Annotated in this window: 21 protein-coding genes and 1 tRNA gene; 10 read left to right on the top strand and 12 right to left on the bottom strand. The window is 40.0% G+C overall.

Translation table 11 applies throughout. From position 1 onward, the window contains the following. Positions 1–33: 33 nt before the first annotated feature. Positions 34–1641: an alpha/beta fold hydrolase gene (locus H6614_07770; GenBank protein MCB9243552.1), complete on the bottom strand. Its 1608-nt coding sequence runs from the start codon at positions 1639–1641 to the stop codon at positions 34–36. A gap of 131 nt (positions 1642–1772) precedes the next feature. On the opposite strand from H6614_07770, the gene H6614_07765 reads away from it, so the two are divergent. From H6614_07765 to H6614_07755, 3 genes are all read left to right on the top strand, one after another. Beyond that, complete coding sequence (locus H6614_07765) at positions 1773–3746, top strand: ABC-F family ATP-binding cassette domain-containing protein (protein ID MCB9243551.1); 1974 nt, start codon at positions 1773–1775, stop codon at positions 3744–3746. A 23-nt stretch (positions 3747–3769) separates the two neighbouring features. Further along, entirely contained in the window at positions 3770–4525 is a 756-nt protein-coding gene (locus H6614_07760; protein MCB9243550.1) for an outer membrane beta-barrel protein, read from the top strand. Between the two features lie 88 nt (positions 4526–4613). Beyond that, positions 4614–5708, top strand: a complete 1095-nt coding sequence (locus H6614_07755; protein ID MCB9243549.1) for a thioredoxin fold domain-containing protein — start codon at positions 4614–4616, stop codon at positions 5706–5708. A 47-nt stretch (positions 5709–5755) separates the two neighbouring features. Here the strand turns inward: H6614_07755 and H6614_07750 are convergent, their stop codons facing one another. From H6614_07750 to H6614_07740, 3 genes are all read right to left on the bottom strand, one after another. Further along, complete coding sequence (locus tag H6614_07750) at positions 5756–7021, bottom strand: T9SS type A sorting domain-containing protein (protein ID MCB9243548.1); 1266 nt, start codon at positions 7019–7021, stop codon at positions 5756–5758. A gap of 66 nt (positions 7022–7087) precedes the next feature. Next, positions 7088–8173, bottom strand: a complete 1086-nt coding sequence (locus tag H6614_07745) for a T9SS type A sorting domain-containing protein (protein MCB9243547.1) — start codon at positions 8171–8173, stop codon at positions 7088–7090. Between the two features lie 75 nt (positions 8174–8248). Next, positions 8249–9037 carry a hypothetical protein gene (locus H6614_07740; GenBank protein MCB9243546.1) on the bottom strand — a complete coding sequence of 263 codons (789 nt, stop codon included), beginning with the start codon at positions 9035–9037 and terminating at the stop codon, positions 8249–8251. Positions 9038–9190: 153 nt separating this feature from the next. Here H6614_07740 and H6614_07735 point away from each other — a divergent pair, with 153 nt between their 5' ends. The 5 genes from H6614_07735 to priA all read left to right on the top strand — a co-directional run bounded on the left by H6614_07735 (position 9191) and on the right by priA (position 15305). Beyond that, the gene (locus H6614_07735) at positions 9191–10045 is read left to right on the top strand and encodes an MBL fold metallo-hydrolase (GenBank protein MCB9243545.1); all 855 of its coding nucleotides are present in this window, start codon (positions 9191–9193) and stop codon (positions 10043–10045) included. Positions 10046–10049: 4 nt separating this feature from the next. Continuing rightward, a complete protein-coding gene (locus tag H6614_07730; protein ID MCB9243544.1) occupies positions 10050–11540 on the top strand; it encodes a sodium/solute symporter in 1491 nt (496 codons plus the stop codon). Between the two features lie 9 nt (positions 11541–11549). Next, a complete protein-coding gene (locus tag H6614_07725) occupies positions 11550–12164 on the top strand; it encodes a hypothetical protein (protein MCB9243543.1) in 615 nt (204 codons plus the stop codon). A 27-nt stretch (positions 12165–12191) separates the two neighbouring features. Then, positions 12192–12707 (top strand): hypothetical protein, encoded by a 516-nt coding sequence (locus H6614_07720; GenBank protein MCB9243542.1) that lies wholly within the window; start codon positions 12192–12194, stop codon positions 12705–12707. 66 nt (positions 12708–12773) lie between these two features. After that, a complete protein-coding gene (gene priA, locus H6614_07715) occupies positions 12774–15305 on the top strand; it encodes a primosomal protein N' (GenBank protein ID MCB9243541.1) in 2532 nt (843 codons plus the stop codon). A gap of 159 nt (positions 15306–15464) precedes the next feature. Here priA and H6614_07710 read toward each other — a convergent pair. Both H6614_07710 and H6614_07705 read right to left on the bottom strand, forming a co-directional pair. Next, a tRNA-Arg gene (locus H6614_07710) sits at positions 15465–15536 on the bottom strand. A gap of 110 nt (positions 15537–15646) precedes the next feature. Beyond that, positions 15647–16141, bottom strand: a complete 495-nt coding sequence (locus H6614_07705) for a hypothetical protein (GenBank protein MCB9243540.1) — start codon at positions 16139–16141, stop codon at positions 15647–15649. Between the two features lie 820 nt (positions 16142–16961). On the opposite strand from H6614_07705, the gene H6614_07700 reads away from it, so the two are divergent. Further along, positions 16962–17225, top strand: a complete 264-nt coding sequence (locus H6614_07700) for a hypothetical protein (GenBank protein ID MCB9243539.1) — start codon at positions 16962–16964, stop codon at positions 17223–17225. A 186-nt stretch (positions 17226–17411) separates the two neighbouring features. On the opposite strand, the gene H6614_07695 is transcribed toward H6614_07700, so the two are convergent. The 5 genes from H6614_07695 to H6614_07675 all read right to left on the bottom strand — a co-directional run bounded on the left by H6614_07695 (position 17412) and on the right by H6614_07675 (position 19941). Beyond that, positions 17412–17930 (bottom strand): hypothetical protein, encoded by a 519-nt coding sequence (locus H6614_07695; GenBank protein MCB9243538.1) that lies wholly within the window; start codon positions 17928–17930, stop codon positions 17412–17414. 10 nt (positions 17931–17940) lie between these two features. After that, positions 17941–18546 carry a hypothetical protein gene (locus tag H6614_07690; protein MCB9243537.1) on the bottom strand — a complete coding sequence of 202 codons (606 nt, stop codon included), beginning with the start codon at positions 18544–18546 and terminating at the stop codon, positions 17941–17943. A gap of 126 nt (positions 18547–18672) precedes the next feature. Beyond that, entirely contained in the window at positions 18673–19131 is a 459-nt protein-coding gene (locus H6614_07685; protein MCB9243536.1) for a PepSY-like domain-containing protein, read from the bottom strand. A gap of 61 nt (positions 19132–19192) precedes the next feature. Next, positions 19193–19561 (bottom strand): hypothetical protein, encoded by a 369-nt coding sequence (locus tag H6614_07680; GenBank protein ID MCB9243535.1) that lies wholly within the window; start codon positions 19559–19561, stop codon positions 19193–19195. Positions 19562–19569: 8 nt separating this feature from the next. Continuing rightward, a complete protein-coding gene (locus H6614_07675) occupies positions 19570–19941 on the bottom strand; it encodes a hypothetical protein (GenBank protein ID MCB9243534.1) in 372 nt (123 codons plus the stop codon). A gap of 350 nt (positions 19942–20291) precedes the next feature. Between H6614_07675 and H6614_07670 the strand changes: the two genes are divergently transcribed. Then, positions 20292–21152, top strand: a complete 861-nt coding sequence (locus H6614_07670) for a hypothetical protein (protein MCB9243533.1) — start codon at positions 20292–20294, stop codon at positions 21150–21152. A gap of 2 nt (positions 21153–21154) precedes the next feature. Here H6614_07670 and H6614_07665 read toward each other — a convergent pair whose 3' ends face one another. After that, positions 21155–21343: a hypothetical protein gene (locus H6614_07665; protein ID MCB9243532.1), complete on the bottom strand. Its 189-nt coding sequence runs from the start codon at positions 21341–21343 to the stop codon at positions 21155–21157. Positions 21344–21346 lie beyond the last annotated feature (3 nt).

Here is a 21346-nt window from a genome sequence, read left to right as displayed (position 1 = left end):
TGCGGGTAACTCCATAACGGAGTTGCCCGTTTTTTATTTGGTGTAATTTACAAGCGGAAGTGTGATATAGCTCGCGTCTGACCCTGATATAGCGATCTGGCTGATAGATTTTTTCATTATAGGAAGTACAAATGGGTTTGTTCTCAAGAAACGGTCGTCTCTCGTATTATCGAGATTAGTCACGACAATTCTAATTTTACTTCCCTTTTGAAAGAGATGAGAATGTGATAAACCGTTAAAGGTTGCGGACTTTGTTTTACCCGGTTTAATTTTCCTATCCGTATAATTAATCCGTGTTATAAGCTTGGTCGTGTTATCCGGGTGTATTTCCCATATCTGGAAATTATACTGAGCAATATTAGCGTTGCATGAATAGTTTAGAAAAACTGACGGAGTGCCTGCCATTACTAACTCACTGCCAAGCGGTTCTGAATCGAAGACAAGCTCGGTTTTTTTGAATTTAGCATCGAATTCGCTCCCCTTGAATTCCCTGTTAACAGCTTCCTGTAGTGAAATATTTTCTATATCATTACGGTATTCTATATCCTTTTCGCTGCCGGGTATATTAGACAGTTTGCCGTTCGTATTAAAAAAAAACTTTACGTTATCAGTACCGTCCGGTACCCAGCTGTTTGAGTAACTCCTTGTCCATGACCACATCGCTGGCGGATTGCTTGTATTGATAGGATAAACACTTTGCGCATACACATATTTTGCAGAATCCAATACCCCGTTTTCTATTCCGCCCATCCAGTATTTTATCCAATCTCCGGTTATATTCTCCTGGTATCGCATTTCCGGCTCATAAGGGTCAGCACCATGCGCGTCGAACGTTCCGTAATACATCCTGAAAGGACAATTTAATAATTGTCCCGCTTTGATCATTCCGAGGGTATTAAAGAACTTATCCTGCCAAACGGTCGATATCATTATTGGAGTATTACATAAATGTACCCGGTCCATAAAATCTCTTTCCAGCGGTACATAAAATGCAAGGCTGTCCCAGTATTCGGGTTTGTCGGAGAGTATCCAGTGTCGCATTCTCTTTACACGGTTATTATAACGGACGATAGTCGTGTCATAGCTTAGGGACCATAGAAGTGTCATTTTAACCGAGCTGTTTTCTATCCAGCTGGTTGCAAATTCCGGTGAAGCTACGTCTGAAACTATACACCTAAGGTCCAGACCGTTACATGCCGCCATAAACGGGATCGTACCGCCCTGCGAACCTCCCGTTGCTCCCACCATGTTAGGGTTCACGTTTTCCTCGTTCTTGGCATAGTTAACCAATTCGATGAAATCTCTCATTTCCAGCGTACTAATGAGATTTGATTTGCCCTCGGATTTACCCTGTCCCCGCATACTGTAAACCAGCGTGTAGTATCCGAATTCTGCCTGTTCTTTTGCATTAGGTAGCTCCTCTTCCTTGTTCCCGCCATAACCATGACAAAACACAATAGCAGACCATCCTCCGGTCGGAGGTACTCCTTTTGGTACAAATTTAGTGCACTCCAGTTTTACACCATCAGAAAGTACGAACATAAAATCGGTTCTCTCTGTCTCATATTTTTCTCCTTCATCCTGGCTTAATGCGAATGCCGAGTGGACGAATAAAAATGCAAGGATAAGTAAATGTTTCAAATATTTGTATTAAGTAAATTTGTAATCAATAATCTGAATATTAAATTTAATTTTGAAGTCAAATTAATATAAAATTGGGATTAAGCTTTTATGCTTAATTAAAGATTGGTTATAATTATATTTAACCGATTATGATAGCATTGAATAACATATCGGTAAATTTTGGGACGCGAAGCTTATTTGAAGAGGTTTCTCTGCGGGTATCCGGCAAGGATAGGATCGCTTTTATCGGCTCTAATGGGGCTGGAAAATCGACATTGATGAAGATTATAGCCGGTTTGATGGATCCCGATACGGGTGATGTGGTCACTTCAAAACACACTACTATTGGTTACTTGCCCCAGGATGGTATCAAGCTTACAGGGAATACCCTATACGATGAAGTATATTCATCGGCAGGTGATATAAATAAGATTCAGCAGGAGATCGAGGATATTGAGATGGAAATGGAATCATTCGACGATCATTCATCGGAAGAATACATGGACCTGCTTACCGATTATACTGAACTGCAGGAAAGGTTTTCATTACTTGACGGACACAAGCTAAAAGCAAAGATAGAAAGGATTCTTACCGGGCTTGGATTTTCCCGTGAAGACTTTGAGCGCATGACTGATGAATTCAGCGGGGGCTGGCAAATGCGGATTGCTCTTGCTAAACTTCTTTTGCAAAATCCTTCCGTCCTATTGCTCGATGAGCCGACAAATCACCTGGATATAGAATCTCTGATATGGGTGGAAGATTATTTGAAGAGTTACGAAGGGTCTATAATTCTTATTTCACACGATAGGAATTTCCTCGATAACCTTGTTTCGCGTGTTGTCGAGATATCGCTTGGAAAAGTAACCGAGTATTCCGGCAACTACAGTTATTATGTATCTCAAAAGGAGCTCCGTAAAGAGCAGTTGCAGAATCAGTTGAAGAATCAAGAAAAGTATATCAAACAGCAAGAGAGATTCATAGAAAGGTTCCGCTACAAAAACACTAAGGCGAAGGCTGTGCAGAGCAGGATAAAGATGCTTGACAGGATGGAAAAGGTCGAGCTTGAAGATGAGGAGAGCGGGATAAATTTTCATTTTCCGCCGGCTACTCATTCGGGAAAAGTAACTCTCGAGATCGAGGACCTTACAAAGACATATGATGGAAGCAAATACGTGCTGGATGGAATTGATCTTTTACTGGAAAGGGGGGAGAAGGTTGCTTTCCTCGGTGTGAACGGTGCGGGTAAATCCACTCTTTCAAAGATAATCGCTGGAAAGGAACATCTCACGGCAGGACGGATGAAATTCGGACATCTTGTCGACGTAAAATTCTATTCGCAGAACCAGGCTGACGAGCTCGACGAAAAAAAGACCGTACTGGAGATAATGGAAGATGCCGCCACCGGTGAAGTTAAAAAAAATCTAAGGACATTGCTCGGGGGATTCCTTTTCAGAGATGATGATGTTTTTAAGCCAGTAAAGGTGCTCTCCGGCGGTGAAAAATCGCGTCTTGCGCTCGCTAAAATGCTCATAGAACCGTCTAATTTTCTTATCCTCGATGAGCCGACGAATCACCTGGATATGCGCTCTAAGGATATGTTAAAAAATGCCCTTAGAAGATACGACGGCACTATAATAGTCGTCTCGCACGACAGGGAATTTCTCGACGGTATCGTGGATAAGGTGATAGAAGTGAAGGATAAGAAGATTCGTACTTATCTGGGAAATTGTGCTTACTATCTCATGAAAAAGGAAGAAGAGAAACAAAGCGAGATAGTGCCGGGTAGTTTATCCGGTGAGAATAAACCTGAAAAAAAAGCCGGGAAAGACAATTTCCGAAAAGGCATTGAATTAAAGGAAAGAAAAAAGGAGATTAATAAAATACTGTCTCCGGTAAAGAAAAAGATCTCCGAAATAGAAGAGACAGTTAAGCTGAATGAAGCGCGGATCAGAGAGCTTGAGAAAGAAATGGCTTCCGCTGACTTTTATAATGATCCTGATAAAGTAAAAGAGGTCACTAAAGAATACAATGACGCGAAAGAAGATCTCGATAAGGTCTATGCACAGTGGGAAGATGAGACGTTAAAGTTAAACGAACTTCAAAAAGAATTATCTTTAAATTAGAACTATAAACTAAACTACAAAAAATGAAAAATCTATTTGGATTTATCTTCGCTCTTCTGTTAGTATGCTCGTTTACAGCAGATGCCTTTTCAGGAGACGGTAATGGCATCAAGCTTAACGACAGAGTAACAAACAACATTAACCTGAGCAAAAGTAAATTTGAAAAAGATTACGAAATTCAGAAGGATTTTTACGCTGAAAAAACCGGCAAAAAACTGGTGGATTTTTACATAGACCTCCAGCTGGGTTATGGATCTACGAATGCGAACATTGATTCAAAAAGTTCTTCCACAACTTACAATACTTCGTCGAGTGGCGGATTCAATGTTGGAAGTATTTTCTATTTAAATATTGCTGACGCATGGAGTTTTTCATCGGGTCTGGATTTCTTTAATAAGAAGTTCGAAGTAGAAACCACCGATACAAATGTTGTAGCTACTGACAGAATAAAGGACGTTTCTAATCAGTATCTCAATATCCCGCTTTACTTTAATGTAGGAGGAATGATATCGGATAAAGTAGGGCTTACCTTCATGGGCGGTCCTTACCTTGGATTACTTCTTTCTACCGATGAAGAGCAGGGTCTCGGATATAAGAATTTTGATCTTGGACTTGCCGGAACACTAACCGGAAACTATCTTGTAGCTCCGCTCGTAAGTGTAATATTAGGAACAAAATTCCAGTACGGTGGACTTAATAACCTTGGCAGTACTGAAACCGTAGAATCGATACATACTACTAATTTTACAGTATTTTCGGGAGTAAGATTCGGTCTTTAGTTAAATCATAATTGATTAAAATTTGGGTGAATTTACCCGCTAACTTTCGTTATATTTTTAAAAAGTTAAATTAATTAAGAGGCACATTATGAAAGTAATTGCTAGAGTTTTATTTATTATCGGACTGATAGCTGTTTATAACATGTCCTACGCTGATGAGGTAAAGTTTACCGAAGGAACTTATGCCGACGTTCTGCAAAAGGCAAAGCAGGAGAATAAGGTTGTAATGATCGATTTTATCACTGACTGGTGTAAATGGTGTATTGAAACCGATCACAAAGTTTACACTCAGCCGGAAATATATGAATTTGCAAATACACACCAGATAAACTGGAAAGTCGACGCCGAAAAAGGCGAGGGGATTGACCTTGCTAAAAAATACAACGTTCAAGGTTATCCGACGATCATTTTTGTCGATGGAGATGGCAATGAGATCGACAGGATATACGGTTACATTTTTGCCGATGAGTTCCTCCAAAAAATGAAGGATTATAATAACGGTGTTAATACGTATTCTTCACTCAAATCTGCCGTCGAAGCAAGCCCTGACTCACCGGAAGCAAACTGGAAATTCGCGGAAAAACTTATTTCTTACGGCGATTATGATGGCGCGAAACCATACCTCGAAAAAGTTGTGAAGCTCGATGCCGGTAATTCGGCTGGCTATACGGACGATGCTGAATTTACAATAGCATTTAATCCCGGTGAAGGCGTAAGCGATGACCAAACAATTACCACTATTAAAACCTTGATGGAAAAATATCCTGAAAGCAATTCATTGAAAGATGCCTACATAAACATCGCCGGCTTTTGCGCGGAAAAGGATTTTAAAGAATCTTTGAACTGCTATAAAATGGCTTTCGATAAATTTGGAAGCACCGATCAGACTCTAGGTTTCAATTACGGCATATTCCTTTATTCACATGCTTATGGCATGATGAAAGATGAAAAAGCCACCGATGAATCGAGGAGGGATGCTTTAGCCATCGTTGACGATGCAATGCCTTATGTTGCAGGAAGTGTTAATGAAGCAAGCGCATACTACGTAAAATCCGAACTGTACAACCAGCTCGGCGATAAGACTAAAGCAAACGAAGCTATTGATATGGCTATAAAGCTTTACGATAAAAAAGTGTACAGGGATCAGAAAGATAAAATAAACGGTGTCGAAACTAAAAAGTAATTTGATATAAATATTGAGTTAAAAAGGGACGGCTTGGTCGTCTCTTTTTATTTTATCAAAACCATTTTTCTCACTTCGTTGTACCCCTCTGTTTTCAATCTATAAAAATATACTCCCGTGGGCAGGGTGTTTCCGCTAAAATTATACCTATATACACCGGGGTTTTGTATATCGTTTATAGCCTGTGTAATTAGTTTGCCGGAGACATCATATATGGCGAGGCTTACATGCGTTCTTTCATGTATCTCGTAATTTATTACCGTCTCAGGATTGAAAGGATTTGGATAGTTTTGATGAAGAGCAAATTTTTCGGGTATTTCTGAAGAGATTATGCTGATACCTACCGTCCCGCCCGTCGTTGTTCTCAGCATGTAACCGACGTTTCCCACAGCAAAACCTACCGTGTCATTTGCAAAAAATATGGAATACAAGGGCGTACCTCCCGGCTGTGTTTGCGAATTCCATGAACTGCCTCCGTCTATGGTCCTGTATATAGCTGTATTTGACCCTGCACAGTAGCCAATGTTTGATGAAGGGAAGTATATAGAGGAGAAATTATTCCCGGTTAACTCTACTGAAGACCAGTTCACTCCTGCATTTGTTGTTTTAAATATCCGGTTTACACCCGTTACATGACCGTTGTTCTGATCGGTGAAGTATACAGACTGAAAAGATATGCCGGGGAAGTCTAGTGCTGTAGCCCAGTTTGAACCCCCGTTAACTGTTTTGTAGATAAAATTATCCGAGCACAAATACCCGGTATTTGCTGATGTAAATGTCACGGAATATAAATTAGACATATTGGAAAAACTGTTTATAGTCCAGTTTGTCCCGCCGTTTGTTGTTTTAAATATATGTCCGCCTCCTCCCACGGCAAAGCCCGTCTGTGCGTCAAAAAAGTGTAGGCTGTATATGGGTGGAGTATTAATTGTAGTGAGAAGCTCCTGCTGAATCCAGTTTGTCCCCCCGTTTGTTGTTTTGAATACCGCGAAAGTTGAGCCGTCCCTGCCTGCTGCGTATCCTGTTTCGGTTGTAGGAAATGTTACTGCGTAGAGTATCTTATCGAAATTAGGAGGAGACTGGATAACCCAGTTTGATCCGCCATTCGTTGTTTTGAGGATTATACCACGGTCGACAGCGTCATTCCCATCGATAAGTATATCTCCGCCCACACAATATCCCGTATTTGCATCTGTCATATAAACTGACCTGAGCGTAATATCCGTCCCCGTCACCTGCTCGAACCAGCCTGTTTGGGCAAAGAGTGAGTTACAAACCAGTAATGATATTATTAGGAGGAGGATCTTCATCATACAAAAATGCCGCTTTCTTTTTATATCGGAATGCGGCATTTAAAACAACGTTTTATTAATTAAAGTTTATTTTACCAGTATCATCTTCTTCGTTTCGGAAAATCCCTTCGTTTCCAGCGTGTAATAATAAACTCCCGAGGCGAGACCGCTTCCGTTAAATGAATATTCATAGACTCCCGTATTCAATTCGTTGCTTATAAGTGACGCCGTTTCTCTGCCGGATTGGTCATATACTTTAAGTGAAACATATCCGCTCTCCGGTAGGCTGAACTTTATCTTTGTTTCAGGGTTAAACGGATTCGGATAATTCTGTTCCAGCGAATACTTATCGGGTATTTCGCTTGAGTAGTTAATTATATTCACCGGTCCGTTTGTAAGTTCTATAGATTCTCCCGGAACAGTAAATTGAACAGGTATACTAAAGTTTGTCAGATCTACATTGGTTGAGGCAATTGACTCTTTTACCATCCATTTTCCCGTTGATACCCATACAGTATCCTCTCTGCTTAGTATAGGTACGGCTATCGGAGGCAATGGAGGAGGCAGTACGACCAGGTAATATAATGTTGCAGTTAGCAGAAATTTTTTAGCTGAAACGGTTCCTGTAGGTGTAATTACATTTTCATCGTTCAGTCTTTTCCCGGCATATGTTATCCTTATTGAAGCCGATTGCGATTGTAATGTTATGGTTGTGTCTTTAGTAAATATCGTATAGGATTGATTTACATTGTTTGCAAATCTATACACGCTGTACCAATTATTAAATGTGGCAAGGAAATTTAATAGACCGGATGTATCGAGGAATGTTATGCTGTCCAATCCTCGCGTTACGTCCACATACTGCCATGCATTTGATCCCTGGAAGTTAAAAAAACTTGAATCCGTATAGGGTCCCGTTTGTGAGACGCTGGATAAATTTCTCTTGCTGGGTACGTAACTGGCATTAAGTCCGAGATAGTTTTGTACGACGCTGAAAGAATCTACTCTGTAGGTGGTGCTTCCTGGGATCTGGTTGTTATTTGAATCGAGTAAGTTGCTTTTATAATACCATATATATCCCGGTGTTGATGGGAAATAATCTGAGGCAGTCTGCGAGAATGAAGTTGAACCAAAAGTTATAATAATTGTAACTATCAAAAAAAGTTTTGTCATATAGTGGCGGTTTATTTTATTCAATTTACTCAGCTAAGTAACTATTTTAAATATATTAATATCCCCCCTTGTTTACTATTTTGAGCTGACTATTACAACTTTTGAGTTATCGCTTGGGTCAAATTTTACGTTTATTTCTCTACCGGGCTGGTATTTTGGTACGGATGACCTTAAAATTACTCCTCTTGTCTCAGCGTTAAACGATCCCCCGTCATCGGGTATTACTTTAAGTCCCAGCTTCACTGCTGGATTATCTCCGTTAACGTTTATCCCAAGCTCGTTATATGAAGTAATTATTGCGCTTGCTCTTTGTCCGTATGATTCTATCAGTTTATTGAATTCATCTATTTCCTTTACTATTCTTTCCGCTTCATCCTTGCTCATTGTCGAACCTCCGGTATATCCGCCTGCACCTGCACCCCCTCCTATACTCGTGATCGCTATCTTTTCCGGTTTTGTCGGATGAACTTTAATTCCCAGCACCATACCCGGCTGGTAATATTGCACCTGGAGTCTTGATACGACCGATTTTGTTTTTGTTTGATAGGGAGGTCTTCCCGGTTGCCGCACTTCTACGAGCATTCCTATCTGTGGACTGTTATTTACCGTTACACCCGTATCCCATGTTTCGATTATTGTGGCTTCGGCATCCTTTCCGTTTTTCATTATGTAGCTGGTCGAGATCATTGGTCCTATTATCATTACCCATATCATCCCGAATACGAACAGAAGGACCAGTGAAACCAATATTCCCGGTATTAGTCCTCCGTCCAAAAATGCGGCTGCTAAACCTACCCCGCCGCCGATAACACCTCCTAATAGACCGATTATCAGCCCGATTTTTGCTCCAAGTCCGAGTCTCATTTTTCTCCCATTTTGATTGGTTTACCCAAAAATACTAATTGTATGCAAAAGATTAAAATATAATTTGAATGTCTGGTTTTTTAGTAATTTTAACATATTATCTAAAAGCTGTAATGCTTATTATTAACTTTTTGCAAAAACTCTTCACTATCAATGAGGATTGGAAATTATACCGTACATTCTGTTCAGACAGGGCTGTTTAAGCTCGATGGAGGCGCCATGTTTGGCGTTGTGCCAAAACCGTTATGGACCAAAACTAACCCCTCCGATGACCAAAACCGTATTGACATGTGTACACGCGCGCTCCTTCTGGATGACGGCCATAAAAGGATTCTGGTCGATACCGGTATAGGGTATAAACTTTCCGAAAAGCTGAATAAAATTTACGACGTAGATTTCTCTCATTATACGCTCGAAAGATCACTTCAGGAACTCGGACTTAGCAGGGATGATATTACGGATGTTATACTTACCCATCTGCATTTTGATCACGCCGGGGGAAACACCGTTAAAAATGATAATGACGAGATAGTACCTGCCTTTCAAAACGCTGTGTATCATGTCCAGAAGAACCATTATGATTGGGCGATGAATCCAACCGAAAGAGACCGTGCAAGTTTTTTCCCTGAAAATTATAAGATACTTGAGGATAAAGGCGTATTAAAATTTACGGAAGGGGAGCATAAGTTTGATGAAGTTATTACACTGCTTCCTGTGAATGGTCACACAAGGGATATGCAGTTGGTAAAACTTTCTGACGGAGATAACACGCTTGTGTACCTTGCCGATCTGATTCCCACTGCCGGTCATATACCGGTGCCGTATATTATGGGATATGATCTGTTCCCGCTAAATACTTTGGAAGAAAAGAAGAAACTTTTACATGATATTGCAAATAATGACTGGATGATCGCATTTGAACATGATCCGCATAATGAAGCAGGTAAGATCGGTCTTGGCGACAAAGGCTATTTCTTAAAAGATAAGTTTATCATAAACGAATCTTAATTCTATGAACTTTTCCTCCATAGATTATATCGTCATTGTTGTATATCTGATAGGTGTTGCTGTTTTCGGTATCTATATTTCCGGCAGACAAAAGACCGTTAGTGATTACTTCCTTGGGTCCAGGAATATCCCGTGGTGGGCGGCATGTTTTTCTGTGGTTGCCACCGAAACAAGCACGCTTACCTTTCTCAGTATCCCGGGTGTAGCTTACCTTACCAATATGGGCTTCCTCCAGCTTGCGATAGGATTTTTGATAGGAAGGATCGTTGTGGCGTTCTTGTTTATCCCAAAATATTACGCAGGCAATCTTGAAACCGCATACCAGTTTCTTGGCAATAGGTTCGGGTACGCAATGCGCAGATATTCTTCCATTACATTTATTTTATTAAGGATATTTGCTGACGGGGTAAGGTTATTTACCACCGCTATCCCGATCAAGCTCCTTACCGGCATGAGTTATTTTGAAACCATACTGATTGTCGGAGCTATTACGGTTGTCTATGCATATATCGGCGGTATTAAAGCTGTCATCTGGACGGATGTAATTCAAATGTTCATATATTTCCTTGGAGCGATTATAACCATTATAGTAATATGGAATCTCCTTCCGAACGGGTTTGCTGATGTTACTGCCTTTGCCTCGCAGGGAGATAAGTTTAATGTATTCAATTTTACGATGCCGTCATCATTTGGCGAATTCTTCACCGGGAATTACAATGCCATCGGTGGTATAATAGGCGGAGCATTCCTTGCTATGGCTTCGCACGGTACTGACCAGATCATTGTGCAGAGGCTTCTCACATGTAAAGATAAAACTGCCTCGCAGAAGGCGCTGATAGGAAGCGGTATTCTGGTGTTCCTGCAGTTTGCAATGTTCCTTCTGATTGGCGTAATGCTGTTTGCTTTTTATAAAGGGGTTGAATATACCGCGCTCTCGGTTGATGGACACATGCTGACAAAAACAGACGAGATATTTCCTAAATTCATTATTGAGAGCCTTCCCGTCGGTATAGCGGGGCTGGTCATCGCCGGTCTGCTTGCCGCGTCTATGTCAACTTTATCATCTACGTTCAATTCACTTGCTTCGACCACGATCCTTGACCTGTTCAAATTCAAAGATAAAAGTATCTCTCCGGAGAAGGAACTTAAATACTCCAGGCTTGCAACACTATTCTGGGCTGTTGTTGTGGTGGGTACTGCCATGTTATTCCTTGATGAAAAAAATCCCGCCGTTGCTTATGCGTTGAATATACAGTCCATTATATACGGTGGACTATTGGGGGTATTCCTCTTGGGCATGGCATGGAAAAGCGCGCGTCTGGGCGATTCGATCGTTGCATATTCGATTGCTATTTTAGTATTGATTCTGCTCTTCATTCTTCCAAAATTCAATGTATTCCCCGCTGTTAATTTCACATGGTTTACTATTACGGGCGTGATAGTCGTCTTTATTACGGCGGGTATATCGATTTCAATTAGAAAAGCATTCAAATAATTTGATCCTATGAGTACTGCAGGTAAACCTTCGCGGGAACAATTCGAAGAATATTATAAAAACAGCCGGAAGTATTTCGATGAGATGGCTGAGCACTATAAAAAATCCGATCCCGAATACTACAATAGCGTAATTGCTCCCATAATAAGGAGCCACGGTCATACCGATGATGGTGGCGCGAGAAAGGCAAACGTTAGCATTATTCTGACCGCTTTTCTTGCCCTGATGGTACTGGGAATCGCGATGCTGGTATTCTTTATACTAACTCCGCAGGAGAGAGAAATAAATCCCGTGGATATGAAGCTGAAAGAGATTGAACAGGATAGGAATACAAACACTCGTTCACCGTTGAGAGAAACCAATCCGGATAAGCCGGATGACCCGACTGATGAGAGTACTGAAGTGAATGACATGACTACCCTTGAAAAGGGTATATTCTATTATGACCAGGGTGCATATAATAAGGCAAAGGAATATTTCTCGCAGGTAAAACAGGGCGACCCCGATTTTGAGTCTGCGCAAAAATACCTTAAACAGATTGAAGGTATGTCCGATGATGAAAAAGATGGCTCCGCGCCATCAGATGAAGTACCAAAGTTAAATCCAAACAGAAATTCTAAATAATCTTTACTAATTAAAAACATTGGGGAAATGAACAAAATTAAACTTTTTGCACTAATGGTATTTGTTTTGGGTATTTCATCTTTATCCCGGGCTCAGGATCAGCCGCCGCCACCAATTCAAAACTCCGCTTTTGATATGGCAGTTGGTAATTGGTCAGCCGTTCCATATGAAATGATGGGAACTAAGATCACAAGCGAAGAATCTAGTATCTATTTGAAGCATGGACAGTATTTATTTGTTGAGATCGTAGGCAAAAGTTCCGATGGCAATACTTATACTGGAACTGTGATTATAACGGCTGATGCAAATGGCAATATTAAAGGTCACTCCTATGACATATGGGGTGGTGACTGGATGTTGACATACACTGGCAAAGCTGAAGGAAATGTTATTTCTCTCCACGGAGCAAATGACTATATGAGTGAGGACAGGGTAATTACTATTAATGGTGACAAAATGTCTCATGATGTTAATTTTTCGATTAAGATGCCTACCGGCGACGTTAATGAGAAGCTAACTGTTGAGTATAACAAGGTGAAATAGGATAGATTTATAAACGGTTTTACAGAGTCCGTTTGATTAATTTCAAACGGACTCTTATTTTTTCTTTTGAATGACCTCTATGTAAATATTGCCCTTAATGTTCCGATCGATAAGCTCTTCACTTACAAAGTGCCCGATTATTTTGTAGATGAGATCGAAATAGGGAAGAGGGTCCTTGTCAGCTTTGGCAAGAAAACCCTCACCGGGCTTATACTTTCCACTTCAAACAAGACCGACCTCGATTATGTAAAGAATGTTAAAGCCATTCTCGACGATGAACGTATTATTTCCGATGAACTCATTCGGTTCTGCAAATGGGTAGCAGAATATTACATTGCCCCAGTTGGTGAAGTCCTGTTTTCTGCTGTCCCTCGTAATATCAATATAAGATCGGAATTATACTTTTCACTGACCGACGATTACCGCGATAAGCTGGACAAAAGCAAATTGAAGGATAACCTCCTCATTGATGTGATCAAAATATTCGAGCAGAGCAGGGACGAATTGCTCACTCAGAAGCAGATCGCTAAACGCCTCAATTCAAAGCAGGTGACTTCGCTCCTAAAAAAACTCTCTGATGCGGAGGTACTTAAAAAAGAATCCTTTTATACTAAACCAACAAAAGAGAAGCTTGTAAAGATTGCCACTCCGCTTTTCGATCCGGATGAACTTCATCGCGTGATACAGGAAAATAAAATTACCGGAAAGAAACAGATTCTGTTCCTTGAATTCATCGACGGAAATAAAGAAGCCGAGCTTTCCCTCGTATATGAGCACATTGGGATTACACTCGCGTCGCTCCGCTCACTCGAAAAGAAAGGTATTATTAAGATTCGCGAAGAAAGAAAGATCCGGCAGTCCGCCGATATATTTACCGAAAAGAAAAAACAGGTAACTTTAAATAATGAACAAAAGACCGCTCTATCGAGGATAAATGAAACTCTCGATAAAAACGAATTCAAACCCTTCCTTCTGTATGGGGTTACGGGAAGCGGTAAGACGGAGGTATACCTTCGTGCAATAGAATACGCTCTCGAGCAGGGGAAAAATGCGGTAGTGCTCGTACCGGAAATATCCCTTACGCCTCAGCTTATTCACCGTTTCCGTATGAAGTTTGGCGACCTTATTGGTGTCATTCACAGCAGGCTTTCTGACGGTGAGAGACTAGATACGTTCGATAAGATCCGCAACGGAGGGTACAGGATAGTTATTGGAGCGCGGTCAGCAATATTTGCCCCCCTCGAAAATATCGGCATTATTATCGTCGATGAGGAGCATGACAGCTCTTATAAGCAGGAAAACTCTCCGCGCTACAATGGGCGTGATTCTGCTATTGTCCGCGCGCAAATAAATGATGCGGTTGTCGTGATGGGCTCCGCTACTCCTTCCATCGAAAGCTATACGAACGCTCTTAACGGTAAATATGAATTGCTCACGCTTCCGCACCGCGCCACAAATATCAAAATGCCTGACATTGAGATAATAGACACCTCTCACCGCGATAAAGAAAGGACCGAAGAGTATCTCGTGACGAGGTCGGAAAAAGTAAAACAGGATTTCCTGGATTTTATCGATAAGGTACGCGTGAAATTCCTTTCGAAGGACATCATTATAGCCCTGGACGACAGGCTAGACAAAAAAGAAAGCACTATACTTTTGCAAAACCGTCGCGGTTACCATGCTTACATAGAATGCAGTAGCTGTGGTCACGTGGAGATGTGTCCCCGCTGTGATATAGCTCTCACTTATCATAAAGCATTTGAAAGAATGCTGTGCCACTATTGCGGGTTCTCGAGAAGCATGACCACCAATTGCTCCGAGTGCAATTCCGACCGCCTTATTCCAATGGGAGCAGGTACGGAGCGTGTGGAGGAAGAGATTGCGAAGCTTTTTCCGTCCGCGTCTGTCGAACGCATGGATTCGGATACACTCACCTCACGTGTAAAATACCAGCAGATATTAAACGACTTTTACGAAAAGAAGATCGATATACTCGTTGGTACCCAGATAATTTCCAAAGGACTGGACTTTCCCAATGTAACGCTTGTCGGAGTGGTGAATGCCGATATAGGACTCCTCCACCCTGATTTCCGCGCTACGGAAAAGACGTTCCAGATATTAACACAGGTTTCGGGGCGCAGCGGTCGAAGCGAAAAAGCCGGCGAGGTCATCATTCAAACCAATCACCCGGATTATTTTGTGTTCGATAATGTGAGGAACCATGACTACAATGCCTTCTACTACAACGAAATAAAAGCCCGCAAAGCTGTGAATTATCCTCCTTACAGCAGGTTGGCGCTTATTGAAGCCAAATCCGAGGACAGGCGCGAAGTTGAAAGTAAGATAAAGGAGATGTTCAATTTTATAAAAACCGTAGATACGGAAAAGATTCTCGACGTGCTTCCTCCTCACCCTCCGCTGTTTGCGAAGCTGAAAGACAAATACCGTTTTCATCTTCTTATAAAATCTTCCCGGCAGAAAGATCCCGGCGGAAAGTACTTGAATAAAATACTGCGGATGGCGAAAGGTTACGCTGAGGAGAATATTCCTCAAAAAGTGCAGATAATTATCGACGTGGATGTGATGAGCCTTATGTAAGGCTTACTCCGATTTTGCGTTCCCGTATTTCCCCTGGTCATCCTTTTCGAATACGATCAATGGAAGAAGCCCGAATAGAGCCAGTATTAGAACTGAAAACCCGAAAGCCGCTACTATTGCAAAAACCGACATAATTCTTAATTCTTAGATTAATAATTGTACCCCCGCAAGGATTCGAACCCTGACTAATAGATCCGAAGTCTATTGTGCTATCCGTTACACCACAGGGGCAAGAAAACTTGATTAAATTAGCTCAATTAATAACGATATTCAATTCTATCAACATGACAAGCTCATGTCTGAATTGTACTCCCAGATTTAGAAACTCTAACAACAAAAAATTATTTACTTATTAAAAATACTTCGCAGTTTTTTGTGGAATCATTAAAGTTAACAATAATATCAGTATAGTCAGGTTGGTTTTTTTCATCTATGAGGTCAGCCAATCCGTTATATTGATTACCATCAAAAGCATCATGTGTTTGCTTAAATAATATTTCATTTAAAGTCGGTGCATTAAAATATCTGACGCGTTGTTCTCTTGAGAAATAAGATTTCTTTTCAATTCTTTGGAAATATCGATTTTTCTCTGAGCCACTATTGTCAATAACTATATCTCCAGATAACCTATATCCTTTTTTAGTTGTATAGAAATTAGTTGAGTCTAAAAGTTCTTCTATGGAAGCTGAGCTTAATATCATGTAGCGATCGCTCACTTTCCCTATTAAGGTACTTGTTTGCGAAGTGCTATCTTGGATATTGGATTGCAAATTATCGCCCCACCCACATAAGCATAAAAAAATAATAAACGAAACAAATAATAATTGAGTTTTCATTATTTTTATTGTTAGTTTTATTTACAGTAATATACTGTAAATATGCTTTTTCTAGAAATTACTTAAATTAAAAATTATGATTATAAATGTATTCTTTCTAAAAATAAAAAGCAACATTTCAGAGAAAATTATTTTACCGATCTTTTACAAACTCTGGCTTCGTTTGTCGGACGAGACTATAATTGGGTAATAATCCATCTGCGGGTGCTTGATTTGAGGAATAATAAGCTTACCAAACTGCCCAAAGAGATTGGACAGCTTAGGGATTTGAGAGCTGGATCTAATCGGCATAATCCCATTCTTCCTAATATGGCGATGTGTAAATCGTCGTCCTCCCAGCATGGTCGGGAGGCAAAATTGTGAGGCTTTTTGCGTTCCTCCGATTCATCGGAGGGCGAAGAAAAACTGTTTGAGTGAGGTCTTACCCCGATTTATCGGGGTTCGAGCGAGTTTTTTTCTTCGAGCAAAAAACATAACAATTGTTAGACGATTTACACTCTGAGCCTTGATTTTTTGGTTCTTTTGTATCAAGCCAAAGAACACACACGAAGTGTGGTTTTCTTAGACGTGTCTTATCATAAGGTGATATAAAAAAAGTATAGATACGTATATAACCCTTTCTTCATTTAAACTAACTTGACTTCATCTTATCTTGCATACAGTTACTCGAGTTAACCAGTTCTTTAAATAGAACCCGGAGACCGCGCAGAAGCGGAAGATTCACACGCCCGCGGTAATACGTTGTCCCCTGCTGTGACGCCATAGCCAGCCATTGCTAATTTGTGGAGAGATACCCCTAAGCCCATGGTTATAAAAGATTATGGATCACGACCCCTTACTGATGGAAGCATTGTATGAAGGGATAACGGGTATAAACGGGAGCAGACCTGTCTTTTTTCGTCCGTATGGTCAGGGAAGGCACGGAAACTTAACCGTTATGTCACTCGGCAGTACCAATGGGATCACACCTGCACCTCCACGTCGTATGTACACAGGTGGCGTAGGACCGTTGCGCCTGAATTCCCGTATGATGGCGTGTAATGGCGTGTTGCATGAAAGACTACACTGTGGTCGCGCTTCATGACATGCTTGCACGACACTCTGGAAAATCTATAGTGCATTGCTAAAATCAGGCTAGCCTGTTTATTATTTGTCATTCCCGCGAAAGCGGGAATCTAGAAGAGAAACTAACAACGATGCTTAAACCAAATTCGGAAACATAAACTAGAAACGAAGAGCTACAGAACCCACTGCCACAAATATTGACTTACTACCTCTTCTTTATACTTATTGAGGCAATGATCGAATCGAAGATGGATTTATAATCGGTGTAGAATTTGATAGGAGCGCCTGCATTGAATGTGTAAAACATTTCTTTCACTGCGGTTTGTATCTGGATCATTTTTGAACCTGTCTGCGGATTATTGTCCTTCCCGGCTATATTCCATACGATAAAATAAGCCGGCAGTCCGCTTACGTTCATATTTCCGTATTCCAGTATCGTAACATCCCTGCCCGTGGAAAGTATCATCTTATTCAGCAGATCTTCCCTGTAAGCGGAATCATTTATGTTTTGAGCATCATACTCGAAGTCCTTGAAGAACCTGTCTGCCTGTGCAAGGAAATACGCCGTGTCGTTTGTTACATAGTAGGTTCCTGTCGAGTTCTGATCCTTATGCCAGCTTTCCGGGTAGGTATAGCTTAGCCCGTTCACGTCATCGGTAAAGGTCTCCTGCGAATATGAAGAAACCACTATCAAAAAAAATAATATTGAAAGAATGTATTTCATTAAATTTAAACTAAGAAGTGGGAGGAGAAACTTTATTTTTGTTAAAATCTTTAGATTCAGATTTAATAAAAGATGAAATGAAAAATGTGATAATAATATAAATAACAACCAATATAATTTTACCACTCCATTGTATAGAAAGCAATTTCAATATGAAACCCAAAACTAGACTCCCATAAATTGTTATAAGAGTCGACAATGATGCAATCCAGAAATAATTTGAATATGTTGATGATTTATATTTATCTCTAGTTAATTCTATTTTCTCTTTCACTTTTTTGAAGGACTCTATTTCTTCATTAACTGTGTTATTTTTAATGTCATCCAATTCCATATTAAATATTTTAGCTTCTATATCATCGATATCTTTCTCAATGTCGGATACTTCACTCGAGTATTCTTTGTAAAGTATTGTTACAGTGAAAATAAACATTGGTGCTGGGATTGAAGCTGATAATAGAATTAGTCTAAACCAATCTAGAGTATTAAATAAATCTTTATAGAAAAAAAATATATAAGAAGACCCACTTATCAAAAATGTTAACAAAAAAAGTCCTGCGATAATGAATGAAGTTGGTTTTATTTCCTCTAATTTTTTAAAATTCTCGAAATCCATAGAAATATCTAATTTTTTAGATGTTGCAGTATATAAATATAAAATAATTAGTATTTAGAAGCAATAGTTGCACATAAAAAAAGCGGAACATAAGTCCGCTTTAAAATTGTAGGTAATTAAGACCGCCTAATCCTCGTTCTCTCCATTATCATCCGGATCATTCCTCTGCATGAAATTTCCCCGCTCATCGAATAGGAGTTCTATATTTGTGCCGTTATGAGTAAGTTCCACACCGTAGAAATTCCCCGAATGGATCTCGATATACTCAGCCTCGTTAATGCTCGATCCGGGATAATTATCATTTATATAGGTGAGAGAACCTTCCGGCAGGTTATGTGGATCGATATGTGTTTCTACAGCGATAATGTCGCCCGTTGCATTCAAGTGAATGCTTTTCTCCATTCCGTTCTCCAGGTATTCTGCTTCGTAAACTTCATTCTCGAGCTCCCAGGTTACGTTGTTAGCTTTATAGTTTGCGTATAGATTATCTTTTACAGGTGAAGGAACGGATTCCTCGGGAATATTTTGCGAGTATGCACAGGAGGCGCCGATTACGAAAGCTAATGTGAAAATTATCTTCTTCATGATTCTCCCTTTTATTTCTAGCTATAATATAATAATTATAAATATTAAAAATATCGGATTTTTAAGAGATTTCCTTTTTTACAATTAACGTTACAACCCAGGCTGTCAAATACCCAACTCCTAAAATTAGAATCCCCAGGAACGGTGCGACCGCAAGACCCAGCGCGGATGTAGAGCTTTCGGAGGTCAGGTAGTCGTATGTAATGTAGGCATATAAAAGTAAAAGTAAGATAGATGGAATGATTATATAATATTGATTTTCATTCCTCGATGAAATAAAGAAGAAAATGTAAAAGGGGAGTATCAACCAGAGTAACATCACTGCTATCTGCATTACGAGATGACCCGGGTTTTCGTAATTAATGATGATCAAATAAATTCCCAGAGCAAATCCCAGCAAAAGTGTGATGTAACGAAATGCCTGCTTCATTAGCGGAATTATTTCCTTTCCGGGTAAACTGAAAACTCTACGTAATCCTCCAGGGTCAATTTGTATTTTGCCTTATCTACAAAAGACTTCACAACAAGAAAATCATATACCTTTTCGACGGTCTGCCCCGGGTCGAGTTCGATATCCTCGAATGTTTCCGGCGGTAATTTCACTCCGGAGACATTCAGGCTAAAATACTCATCGTTGATTTTGATCTTCTCTTTATCATCATTTCTCCATTCCACTTTTAATTGGATCTTGTCTTTGGTCTCGTTTCCGGGCAATATCTCAGCTGAAACTACTCTGACGGATACCGGATGCCTGTCCCTATTCCGGTAGCTGTACCACTCTGATGGGTCCGGTCTACCGCATCCGGACATATATATTACTACCGGGATAAAAAAAGCAATTTTTAAGAAATGTTTGATTTCCAGACTCTTTAGCATAGATTAAATTAAACTAATTATAATTTTCATTCAATTCAGCTACGCGGTTCATAATTATTTAATACAAATTGTTTAATTTTTATTGTCACAGTAGCATTTTTTCTGTGTCAAACTATATAGAAGGTATTGTAATTTTTTTACGTAACTTTTTTTAGTTTGTTCTCGTACAATAATGTTGCTACTAAAATTACCAACACCCTCACAATTTTTATTACAAAAAAGATTTTTATATTTCATATTTATAGTTATATTAATAGTATATTTACTAATCCAAAACCACAGCCATGAAAGACAAAAACAACTTGCTGACCTCGATGATTATTGCCTTGCTGGCTGGTTTAGTTTACTACTTAGCAGGAGCAGATTCGATTGAAAAATTTGCCCCGCAGTTCGGTCTCATCGAAAGTAATACAGGGAAGGACAAAAGCGAAATTAGCGTAGTATTTTCGAAAGCCGATAGTAAGGGTGAAAAGAATGTCTCTGAACAAAATAGCAACAAACCCGTTCGCTATAAGATCAGGGAAAGCCATCCGGACCACAATAGCTTTAACGTTGAGCTTACTTTAGAGGAAAAGGAATTAGCATCCAGCTCTGATATAAGTAATCTCGAATTCAGTGACGCAATGGACCTTCTAAAAAAGTCCGATAATGAAGTTGTTACGTCATTACATGAGCTCGTTGAAACCGGAAATGAGTTTGAAATGAGTTCTGAAAACAATGAAGAACTCGACCGTCCTGCAATTGCCTGGACACAGGGTGAAAATTCTCACAGCCTTGAGACAAAGGTTAAAACAAAGACCACAAAAATTTACTCAAAGGCTAAAGCCGCAGTTTATCTTGGTGAAGGTGATATTATGACCGGTAAGCTTAAGTTTAATAAAAAGACTGATGCCGGTAATAAGAAGACCGAAAAACAGACTTCGTCTAAACCAAACGGGGAAGTTTTTCAACAGCCGACGATAATCGACGGAACTATTAATTTCATCCCTGACGCAAAGGAAACCAAAAAGAATAGCGGGACATCTCAAAGCAGTTCGAATGTGATCGTAAATACACAGACCAAAAACGGTGTTAGTTTTATCGTCGTAAAAACTAATGATGACGACGGCAATTGCACCTGTAAAGTCCAGTGTAAAAACAAGTAAGTTTAATTGTTCTTTGTGTTATCTGCGCAGTTATTTTCTCCTGCTTCACAGCATGTGACTATAACCTGTTTGCAGTTAGGACATTGATAATGACCGTGTACGAATACGTAGTGGACTTCTGTCCTGCATACTTCGCATACGGTCTTTTTATTTTCCGGAGTGTGTTTTGATATATTAGTTCTCGCCTTCATGTG

It is taken from the genome of Ignavibacteriales bacterium (assembly GCA_020635255.1).
Taxonomy (GTDB): Bacteria; Bacteroidota; Ignavibacteria; order Tepidaquicellales; family Tepidaquicellaceae; genus JAEYVS01.
Note: the sequence above shows the minus strand (reverse complement) of the source record. Positions and strands in the feature narration are given on the sequence as shown.

Bases quoted from the DNA above. Each gene is read 5' to 3' on its own strand.
- H6614_07765 (MCB9243551.1), top strand. From the start codon at position 1,773: ATGATAGCATTGAATAACATATCGGTAAATTTTGGGACGCGAAGCTTA.
- H6614_07760 (MCB9243550.1), top strand. From the start codon at position 3,770: ATGAAAAATCTATTTGGATTTATCTTCGCTCTTCTGTTAGTATGCTCG.
- H6614_07755 (MCB9243549.1), top strand. From the start codon at position 4,614: ATGAAAGTAATTGCTAGAGTTTTATTTATTATCGGACTGATAGCTGTT.
- H6614_07750 (MCB9243548.1), bottom strand. From the start codon at position 7,021: ATGATGAAGATCCTCCTCCTAATAATATCATTACTGGTTTGTAACTCA.
- H6614_07745 (MCB9243547.1), bottom strand. From the start codon at position 8,173: ATGACAAAACTTTTTTTGATAGTTACAATTATTATAACTTTTGGTTCA.
- H6614_07740 (MCB9243546.1), bottom strand. From the start codon at position 9,037: ATGAGACTCGGACTTGGAGCAAAAATCGGGCTGATAATCGGTCTATTA.
- H6614_07735 (MCB9243545.1), top strand. From the start codon at position 9,191: ATGAGGATTGGAAATTATACCGTACATTCTGTTCAGACAGGGCTGTTT.
- H6614_07730 (MCB9243544.1), top strand. From the start codon at position 10,050: ATGAACTTTTCCTCCATAGATTATATCGTCATTGTTGTATATCTGATA.
- H6614_07725 (MCB9243543.1), top strand. From the start codon at position 11,550: ATGAGTACTGCAGGTAAACCTTCGCGGGAACAATTCGAAGAATATTAT.
- H6614_07720 (MCB9243542.1), top strand. From the start codon at position 12,192: ATGAACAAAATTAAACTTTTTGCACTAATGGTATTTGTTTTGGGTATT.
- H6614_07705 (MCB9243540.1), bottom strand. From the start codon at position 16,141: ATGAAAACTCAATTATTATTTGTTTCGTTTATTATTTTTTTATGCTTA.
- H6614_07700 (MCB9243539.1), top strand. From the start codon at position 16,962: ATGGATCACGACCCCTTACTGATGGAAGCATTGTATGAAGGGATAACG.
- H6614_07695 (MCB9243538.1), bottom strand. From the start codon at position 17,930: ATGAAATACATTCTTTCAATATTATTTTTTTTGATAGTGGTTTCTTCA.
- H6614_07690 (MCB9243537.1), bottom strand. From the start codon at position 18,546: ATGGATTTCGAGAATTTTAAAAAATTAGAGGAAATAAAACCAACTTCA.
- H6614_07685 (MCB9243536.1), bottom strand. From the start codon at position 19,131: ATGAAGAAGATAATTTTCACATTAGCTTTCGTAATCGGCGCCTCCTGT.
- H6614_07680 (MCB9243535.1), bottom strand. From the start codon at position 19,561: ATGAAGCAGGCATTTCGTTACATCACACTTTTGCTGGGATTTGCTCTG.
- H6614_07675 (MCB9243534.1), bottom strand. From the start codon at position 19,941: ATGTCCGGATGCGGTAGACCGGACCCATCAGAGTGGTACAGCTACCGG.
- H6614_07670 (MCB9243533.1), top strand. From the start codon at position 20,292: ATGAAAGACAAAAACAACTTGCTGACCTCGATGATTATTGCCTTGCTG.
- H6614_07665 (MCB9243532.1), bottom strand. From the start codon at position 21,343: ATGAAGGCGAGAACTAATATATCAAAACACACTCCGGAAAATAAAAAG.